Source organism: Tissierellales bacterium (assembly GCA_035301805.1).
Lineage (GTDB): Bacteria > Bacillota > Clostridia > Tissierellales > DATGTQ01 > DATGTQ01.
The window spans coordinates 1-9,051 of sequence record DATGTQ010000086.1 but is presented as its reverse complement, the minus strand read 5'-3'; the positions used below and the strand labels follow the sequence as shown (position 1 = coordinate 9,051).

General features: G+C 30.1%; 8 protein-coding genes and 1 pseudogene. 8 read left to right on the top strand and 1 reads right to left on the bottom strand.

Annotated features, from left to right (window positions below; all coding sequences use genetic code 11):
- Positions 1–376: 376 nt before the first annotated feature.
- The 4 genes from VK071_03975 (at position 377) to VK071_03960 (ending at position 4,000) form a co-directional block, all read left to right on the top strand.
- Positions 377–1,672, top strand: coding sequence for an SLC13 family permease (locus VK071_03975; protein HLR34471.1), 1,296 nt, complete (start codon positions 377–379; stop codon positions 1,670–1,672).
- Between the two features lie 24 nt (positions 1,673–1,696).
- Complete coding sequence (locus VK071_03970) at positions 1,697–2,479, top strand: serine hydrolase (GenBank protein HLR34470.1); 783 nt, start codon at positions 1,697–1,699, stop codon at positions 2,477–2,479.
- Positions 2,480–2,483: 4 nt separating this feature from the next.
- Positions 2,484–2,816, top strand: a complete 333-nt coding sequence (locus tag VK071_03965) for a DUF3870 domain-containing protein (GenBank protein ID HLR34469.1) — start codon at positions 2,484–2,486, stop codon at positions 2,814–2,816.
- Between the two features lie 86 nt (positions 2,817–2,902).
- Entirely contained in the window at positions 2,903–4,000 is a 1,098-nt protein-coding gene (locus tag VK071_03960) for a dipeptide epimerase (protein ID HLR34468.1), read from the top strand.
- 101 nt (positions 4,001–4,101) lie between these two features.
- Here the strand turns inward: VK071_03960 and VK071_03955 are convergent.
- Positions 4,102–4,286: pseudogene (locus tag VK071_03955) on the bottom strand (family 1 glycosylhydrolase).
- Between the two features lie 321 nt (positions 4,287–4,607).
- Between VK071_03955 and VK071_03950 the strand changes: the two are divergent.
- From VK071_03950 to VK071_03935, 4 genes are all read left to right on the top strand, one after another.
- Positions 4,608–6,011 (top strand): sigma 54-interacting transcriptional regulator, encoded by a 1,404-nt coding sequence (locus VK071_03950; protein HLR34467.1) that lies wholly within the window; start codon positions 4,608–4,610, stop codon positions 6,009–6,011.
- A gap of 225 nt (positions 6,012–6,236) precedes the next feature.
- Entirely contained in the window at positions 6,237–7,391 is a 1,155-nt protein-coding gene (locus VK071_03945) for an iron-containing alcohol dehydrogenase (protein ID HLR34466.1), read from the top strand.
- A gap of 127 nt (positions 7,392–7,518) precedes the next feature.
- Positions 7,519–8,823 carry a Na+/H+ antiporter NhaC family protein gene (locus VK071_03940; protein HLR34465.1) on the top strand — a complete coding sequence of 435 codons (1,305 nt, stop codon included), beginning with the start codon at positions 7,519–7,521 and terminating at the stop codon, positions 8,821–8,823.
- A gap of 40 nt (positions 8,824–8,863) precedes the next feature.
- Positions 8,864–9,051, top strand: a 188-nt coding sequence (locus tag VK071_03935; GenBank protein HLR34464.1) for an aldehyde dehydrogenase, incomplete at its 3' end; no start/stop codon positions are given.

Below are 9,051 nucleotides of genomic sequence, written 5' to 3'. Positions count from 1 at the left end.
ATATATCTATTTTCGGGAGTGAATTTATGCATATTCATAATATAACTCTCCTATATATAAATAATTGACTATATTACTTATTTCGACAAATATATTAATATTCCTCTATTAAAATCCTTGAAAAAAGAAAGTATATATTATATAATATTAGGTACAGATAAATGAATATTTAGAAAATTCTCTTATGTCACTTGTTTATTCAGATGTGAGGCAATGTATAAATGTCGTCATAAACAGGGTCAATAGGTTTATTTAATATTCCTATGGGCTTGTTTTTTTATTTTTTATTAACATTTAATGGTATTTGAGGTGATTCAATAGAATTTATATTAAGGTTTTAATTTTTTATTTTTAAAAACAAAAGGAGGTAGTATCTATGATTTTTGGTATATCCCCAATTTTTGCTTTAGTTCCGTTAATTATTTATATAATTTTAGCTTTTAAGGATATTAATGCAATTTTAAATGTTGTAATCTGTGTTTTATTAAGTGCTATTATGACAAAGCAGCCTTTAATGGAAATGGGTGATGTAATTGGTGAGGCATTAGGTTCCTTTTTAGCCATGATAGGATTTATTATAATGTTAGGTTCTGCTTTAGGTGAAGTTTTAAAGAAAACAGGTGTAGCAGAATATATAGTATTAACCTTTATGAAAAAAATAGGGATTAATGATGAAAAAAAGGCAATTTTAGCAGTTATGATCAGTTCTTGTATTTTAGTAGCATTACTTGGTACTCTTGCAGGAGCCAATGCTATTATAGCACCAATAGTTATTCCTTTAGTAGCAGCCATTGGAATAACCCCTTCTACTTTAGCCGCTATTTTTCAAGGAGCAGGTGCAACTGGATTATTTATAGGACCTTATTCACCTCAAGTTGTGACTATAATGGAGGTTACAGGAATTAGTTATGGAGTATATCTATCAAGTGTAGGTTTACCATTAGCTATAGTTTGTTGGGTAGTAACTTTTGTAATGGCACAAAGAATTCAAAATAGGACAAGAAATGTATATGTTTATGAAGATGTAGAAGAGCCAGATAAAAATTATAATCCGACTATAGAAGCTAAAAAAGCTACAATAGTATTCTTTGTTTCACTTCTTATAATGGTTATCTATGGAATTATTAATCAAGGTGGTTCATCTTATGCCATTGTTGTAATGTTTGTAGCTGCAATTCTTACAGGAGTTTTTGGTGGCTTAAATTTAAATACTATATTTGAAACAATGGTAGAAGGTGCAGAAAGAATGGTATCTCTTTTCATTATGTTTGTTTTATTCTATCCTTTTATAACTTTTATTTCTGAAGCTGGTGCTTTTGACGCTTTAGTAGAATTACTTAAACCATTACTAGCATCAGAAAGTCCAATATTATTTTCTCTAATTGCTACATTAACAGGAATATTCGGTATTGGTGGTGCAGCTGCTGCCCAAACTGTTGTAATGGATAATATGTTTGGTCCTTTAGCTGACAATATAGGGATTTCAATAACTTTATGGGCTATGGTATTATTAGTAGGTTCTCAAATAACATCCTTTGCTTATCCAGAGGCAGATATGCTTGGACAAATGGGTCTTGCTAGATCTAAAGATTTAAAGAATATGGTAAAGTTTGGTGTAACTCTTACTGTTTCAACTATTATTTTAGTAATAATTAGATCTTTCTTTGGTTAATTTGTATAATTAGGAGGGAAGTATATGGATTTAAAAAAGAAAATAGAAAGTATTATAGAAGAAACAGAAGCTAATGTAGGAGTAGCAATAAAAGATTTAAACAATCAAGGGTTTTTATTAATAAATGAAGAAAAAGTATTTCCTTCAGCTAGTTTAATAAAATTATTTATACTTGCTGAAGTTTGTAAACAAGTAAAAGAAGGGAAAATAAAATTATCAGAAGAAATAACTTTAACTGATGAAGTTAAAGTAGGCGGAGATGGTATATTAAAAGAATTAAATTCGGGACATAATTTTACTATAGAAGAATTAATAACTTTAATGATTATTCTAAGTGATAATACGGCTACTAATATTATTATTGATTTAATAGGTATGGAAGTTGTTAATGATTTTATAAAAGGCCTAGGATTTGATTCTACAACATTACAGAGAAAAATGATGGACTCTGAAGCTGTAAAAGCTAATAAAGAGAACTTTACTAGTGCTAAGGATATATTAACTATACTAGACTTACTATATAAAGGGGAACTTATTGATGAGGAAAGTTCTGCTTTTATGATAGATATTTTAAAGAGACAACAGGTAAAAGGCCGGTTAGATTTATATTTACCTGAAGATACTATTATAGCTCATAAAACTGGTGATTTAGATTATTTAGAGCATGATGTAGGTATAGTTTATTCAGAAAACAATCCTTATATAATTTGTGTATTGACAAATGAAAATATATCAAATAAAGATGGGAGAGAAATTATAGGTAAGGTATCAAAAGTAGCTTATGAAACTTTTTCAAAGAAGGAGTAGAGTAATGGAATTATATGATAGAGACACAGTATTTATAGTAGGACATGGTAAAACTAATAAGGAAAACGCTATAACAGAACAATTTAAAATATTTTTTATAGGATTTGTAGTAGATACTAAAACTGATGAGATTATTGATATTTCATGTACTTCAACAATACCAACTACTAGAAAATTTGTTTCTAGTTTATTTATAGGTAAAAAATTTGATAGATATAATAAAGATTTAGAACAAGAAATAACTAGAAGATATTTTGGTTCTTCCCAAAAGGCAATAGTTATTGCTTATAAAGATGCATTAAAAAAATATAGCGAAGTTAAAGAAAAATATTATTAAATTATGAATTATTTATATTGAAAACAAAATAGCATAACAGAGGCAAGATGTTGAACATGCTTTTTTAAAGTGGAGGAGGCACAAGAATGAAAATTACGGATATAAAACTTGGCCATATATTAGTTCCACTTAAAAAACCCTTTAAAACTGCTTTAAGAAGGGTTGATAGTGTGGAAAATGTTGTAGTAAAAATTGAAACAGATAGTGGACAGGTTGGATATGGGGAAGCACCACCAACAGGAGTAATAACAGGTGATACAATAGGTTCAATAATAGGTGCAATAGAAGAACATATAAAAGTATTATTAATAGGAATGGATATTGAAAACTTAGAGGGAATAATGTTTAAATTAGACAATTCCTTAGTGAAAAATACTAGTGCAAAAGCTGCAATCGATATAGCTATTTATGATTTATATGGACAATTGTATAATGTACCAGTTTATAAGTTATTAGGAGGATATAGAAAAGAAATACCTAATGATATAACTATTAGTATAAATGATCCAGAAGAAATGGCAAATGATAGTATTAATGCTGTAGAACAAGGCTATGAAACTCTAAAAATTAAAGTTGGTAATAATTTAGAATTAGATTTGAAACGGATGCAAGCTATTCGAGATGCTGTAGGATATGATGTCAATTTAAGAATTGATGCAAATCAAGGGTGGAGTCCTAAAGAAGCTATATTTATTATTCGTAAAATAGAAGATTTAGGGTTAAATATTGAATTAGTAGAGCAACCAGTAGAAGCCAGTGATATTAAAGGGCTGAAAATGGTAACTGATAATGTTATAACTCCAATTTTAGCTGATGAAAGTGTATTTTCTCCAAAGGATGCTATGACTATTATTCAGATGAGAGCAGCTGATTTAATAAATATAAAATTAATGAAAACAGGTGGCATTCACAATGCATTAAAAATATGTTCTATGGCAGAAGTCTATGGAGTAGAGTGTATGTTAGGATGTATGCTTGAATCTAATATAAGTGTTACTGCTGCTGCCCACTTAGCTGCTGGTAAAAGTATAATTACAAAATTTGATTTAGATGGACCTATATTATGTAAAGAAGATCCTATGGAGGGAGGAGCAATTTTTAAGGGTAATAAAATTGTAGTAACAGATGAGCCTGGTTTTGGATTTAAAAAAATTCACGAAACTAACTATAAAGAAATAATTTAGTTCCTAAAATTGCCTGTATGTATTTATAAATCAAGATGAAAATACATAATAGGCTAATGAAGCTATTGAAAAAAGTAGCTTTTATATTCAACCTTTTTATTCTACTCTAAATTTTCACCATTAGATTCTATCACTTTTTATACCAATAGAAGGAGTCTTTTCTTATTCTTTCTAATGTTCCATTTCCTTCATCATCTTGATCTACGTATATGAATCCATATCTTTTAGACATTTGAGATGTTCCACAGCTTACAATGTCTATACATCCCCAAGTTATATACCCTAATTATTCTTGTCGTTTGTCGATATATTATTATTTTAGTTCCTGAGATTGCTTGCATGTATTTATGGATTAAGATAAAAATAGATAAAAACTTTTAAAGGCATATGAATTATTCTATAATAGGAGATTTTTTGATAGTTATGAACAAATGCAGAAGTCATTTGTTTGACTTCCTTAGAGTTATTTATATATATTTATTTCAAAGAAGCTAACGGTTTCTCCATTTTATGATATAATTATATATAGGAATTAAATGTAGAAAATTGAATTAATTGATAAAAACATAACAAATATAAAATGCCATTTTACGGGGAGAGGATAAAAGTGGATAGCTTATGCACTAAGGACGATACTATAGGGGGTATTGATGAGCTTAAATTACAAAATGAAGTTTGGGAGATCATATTTGAAAATGCTTCTGATTGCATTGTTGTTGTAGATCCAGATGGCTATGTGGTTATGATTAATAATGCTTATGCTAATTTTCTAGGAATTAATCCTAATGAAGCTATTGGCAGACATGTAACAGAGGTAATTGATAATACTAGACTTCATATAGTCTTAAAAACCGGTAAGACTGAAATGGGGCAAATACAACGGATAAAGAACAATGATTCTGTGACTTTGAGAATCCCTATAAAAAAGAACAATAAAGTTATTGGTGCTATTGGAAAGGTTATATTTAAAGATGTAAGAGAAGTAGAATTACTATATAGGAGCTTAGAATCGGCAAAAAAGGAACTATATCTTTACAAAGAGCGCTTTAAAAAAGTTAAAGGTGATTATTATGCAATTGATAATATTATAGGCAAAAGTTTGGAGATGCGTAAGTTAAAAAGTATGGTAACAAAAGTAGCAAATTCTGATTCAACAGTATTGATAACTGGTGAAAGTGGGACTGGTAAAGAAGTTTTTGCTAATGCAATCCATGAAACAAGTGATAGAAGGGATAATAATTATATTAAAATTAATTGTGCTGCTATTCCATCAAATATACTGGAATCGGAATTATTTGGATATGAAGATGGAGCGTTTACTGGAGCAAGACCAGGGGGAAAGGTTGGTAAAATTGAATTAGCCAACAATGGGACCCTATTCCTTGATGAAATTGGAGATATGAGTTTTGATATGCAAGCTAAGATACTACGTGTATTACAGGATAAAGAAGTTGTAAAAGTAGGAGGCCATGATCCTAAAAAAGTAAATGTGAGAATAATAGCAGCAACTAATCAAAATTTAATTAAAAAAATAGAAGATGGAGAATTTAGGGAAGATCTATATTATCGTTTAAATGTAGTACCCTTTAAATTGCCTCCATTGCGTGAAAGAAAAGAAGACATTCCGTTATTATGTGACTTTTTTGTAAATAAGTACAATGATAAATTTGGCATTTATATTGAAAATATTGAAGACGAGGCTATGTATTATTTAAAAAACTATTCATGGCCTGGAAATATTCGAGAATTGGAAAACGTTATTGAGAGAATATATAATTTTATTGATACTAATATTATCAGAAAAGAACATTTACCTAAAAGAATTTTGAAAAATAATTCAATTGTCCCAGTTGGTGATCTAAAGAAAATGTTGGATGATTATGAGAAGGATCTAATAACTAATACCTTAGAATTATATGATGGTAATAAAAGTAGTGTGGCCAAAGTTCTTGGTATTAGTCGTTCTAATTTATATCAAAAGCTTGAAAAGTATCAAATTGACAATCATTAATAACAAAGAAGTGTCATAAAAAGCTACGGTGTATAGAATTCTATACACCGTAGCTTTTTATGTAAAAACTATGGTATATGTTCTTTTCTTATTTTAGAGTGTATAAAATCATGTAATTTTTAACTATAGGAACCTTTATTTCAAGCCATTTAGACTTGGCACACCTTTTGCAACATAATATAGTTAATACAAAAAATTGTTTATATTATATGAGGAGTGATTAGTATGTCAGATCTTTTTCTAATGCCAAAGTCTATAGTTTCAGGACAAGATGCATTAAAGGAATCTATGGAACATATTAAAGGACTTGGAAAAAAGGCTTTAATAGTAACAGACGAAACAATGGTAAAGATAGGTACAGTATCAAAACTTGAAAAAGCCCTCAATGAAAATCAAATTGAATTCTTTGTTTATGATGGTGTTAATGGGGAACCTATTGATGAAATGATAGATGAAGGGAAAAGGTTATATTTAGAAAATAACTGCGATTTTTTAATAGCAACAGGTGGAGGAAGCCCTATTGATGCAATGAAAGCAATAGGTGCTATGTTGACTAATGAAGGAAATATAGTTGACTATAATGGTAAGGTTATCCCTAATCCGCCACCAAATTTAGTTGCTATTCCAACAACAGCTGGAACAGGTTCTGAGGCTACAAAATTCACTATTATTACTGATAGTGTCGATAATATTAAAATGTTACTTGTAGGTCCAGACTTAATACCAACATTATCAGTAATAGATCCAGAATTGACAATGACTGCCCCACCAACTGTTACGGCAGCAACAGGAGTAGATGCTCTAACTCATGCAATTGAAGCTTTTACTTCTAGAAAAGCTCAGCCTATGAGTGATATTTTTGCTATATCAGCAATAAAAAGAATCTATAATAATATACTACCTGCTTATGAAGATGGAAATAATATTGAGAGCAGAAATGAAATGTCGTTGGCAGCGTTAGAGGCTGGAATAGCTTTTAGTAATGCCTCAGTAACTATTGTTCATGGTATGAGTAGACCAATAGGAGCACTCTTTGGAATTGCTCATGGATTGTCTAATGCTATTCTTTTAGAAGAATGTTTAAAGTTTATAAAAGAAGGAGCAGTTGAAGAATTTGCGTTTTTAGCTAGAGAATTAGAATTAGTAGATAAAAATATAGATGATACAAAAGCAGCAGATATATTTGAAGAATCCATAATTGATTTAATAAATAAATTAAACATACAAACACTTGAAGAATATGGTGTAGATAAAGAGGTGTTTAACGATAGTCTTGATAAGATGGCTACTGATGCTTTAGCAAGTGGAAGCCCTGGAAATACTCAAAGAATTCCAACTAAAGAAGATATAATTAAGATCTATAAAAAGTTATGGGTGTAAGATAAATTATAGGATCTGGTCTACAAATTATTGTAATAAGTTTAGATATTAATAGTATTTATGATAATTTGTAGACTAGTATTTATTAGTTTATAAAAGGATAATGTGAGATATAAGGAGGAGTGTAATGTTTGATATATGGATTCTTGTAATTGCTCTGGTATTATTTACTATATTAGCATTTAAAAGAGTAAGCGCTCTTATATTAGGACCACTTGTATCTATATTTGTTATAGTCACTGCAAGATTACCTCTTTTTGATTCGCTATTAGGACCTTATATGGAATCCGCTGCAGATTATGTTCAAAATTTCTTTCTAGTATTTTTTGTAGGGGCAGTATTTGGTTCTATAATGCAAGAAACAAGGGCTGCAGAGTCAATAGCTCATGCACTATTAAAAGTAACCAAGGGGAAATTTGTAGCACCTTTAATAATGACAATTACAGGGCTATTAACATATGGCGGAATAAGTGGATTTGTAGTATTTTTTGCTATATATCCTATTGCAGTTCAATTATTTAAAAATACTGATATATCTAGAAGATTAATACCAGGAGCTATATCTGCTGGAACATGGACATGGTCAATGACTGGACCAGGTAGTCCTTCTATACAAAACGTTGTTGCAATGAGGTATTTAGGGACAAGCCCTACAGCGGCATTTTTACCAGCTACAATATCAGCTATAGCTCAATATGTACTGATTTTTACCTGGTTAGAATATAGAACTCGTTCGCTGACTAAAAAAGGATATACTTTCTACGAAGATCCAACTATTAAAAGATATGTAGATAATGGTGAGGAAACTAAAATTGAAGATTTACCTAATCCGATAATTTCTGCTATTCCGGCTATATTAATTTTAATATTCTTTAATATAGTGAAGTTACCTGTGGAAGGTGCAGTTACGATAGGGATATTATCATCAATAGTTCTTTTGTGGAAATATATTGATGGAACAGATAAATGGATAGATACTTTAAATAAGGGAGCCACAAATTCAGCTACAGCTATTTTAAATACAGCTATAGTCGTGGGATTTGCAGGTGTTGTGAAAGAGACACCTGGTTTTGAAAGATTAATTAATTGGTTAATTAATATGGATATGTCTCCTATGTTTTTTGTAGCTATAACTGTTGCAGTAGCAGCAGGAGCAGCTGGCTCAGCTTCAGGGGGGTTGGGAATTGCTTTTGAAGCTTTAAAAGGGACCTATGTTGCTATGGGCATTAATTTAGAATATGTACATAGGATTGCTGTAATTGCGTCTGGAACGTTTGATTCATTACCACATCAAGGAGCTCAAATTACACTACTTGGTATATGTGGTCTAACCCACAAGGAAGGATATTTTGACATAGCAATTACACAAATATTAATTCCTATACTAGTTTTAATGGCTATAACTATACCTATGGCAATGTTAGGGTTATAGTTTATATAAATTTTATTTAACTTAATAAGGAGTGGTATAAATGGCAACATTAGAAGAACAAAAATATGTAGGTGAATTAATTGAGAGGGCAAGAAAAGCTCAAAAGATTGCTGAAGGATATGACCAGGAAAGAGTAGATCATTTAGTAACAGCAATTGTATGGAATATTGTAAAACCAGGAACTATTGAAGAAATTTCAGAACTTGCTGTAGAAGAAACAGAACTTGG

What these genes read in the sequence shown, in the direction of transcription:
- VK071_03975 (HLR34471.1), top strand. Translation starts at nt 377, where the DNA reads ATGATTTTTGGTATATCCCCAATTTTTGCTTTAGTTCCGTTAATTATT.
- VK071_03970 (HLR34470.1), top strand. Translation starts at nt 1,697, where the DNA reads ATGGATTTAAAAAAGAAAATAGAAAGTATTATAGAAGAAACAGAAGCT.
- VK071_03965 (HLR34469.1), top strand. Translation starts at nt 2,484, where the DNA reads ATGGAATTATATGATAGAGACACAGTATTTATAGTAGGACATGGTAAA.
- VK071_03960 (HLR34468.1), top strand. Translation starts at nt 2,903, where the DNA reads ATGAAAATTACGGATATAAAACTTGGCCATATATTAGTTCCACTTAAA.
- VK071_03945 (HLR34466.1), top strand. Translation starts at nt 6,237, where the DNA reads ATGTCAGATCTTTTTCTAATGCCAAAGTCTATAGTTTCAGGACAAGAT.
- VK071_03940 (HLR34465.1), top strand. Translation starts at nt 7,519, where the DNA reads ATGTTTGATATATGGATTCTTGTAATTGCTCTGGTATTATTTACTATA.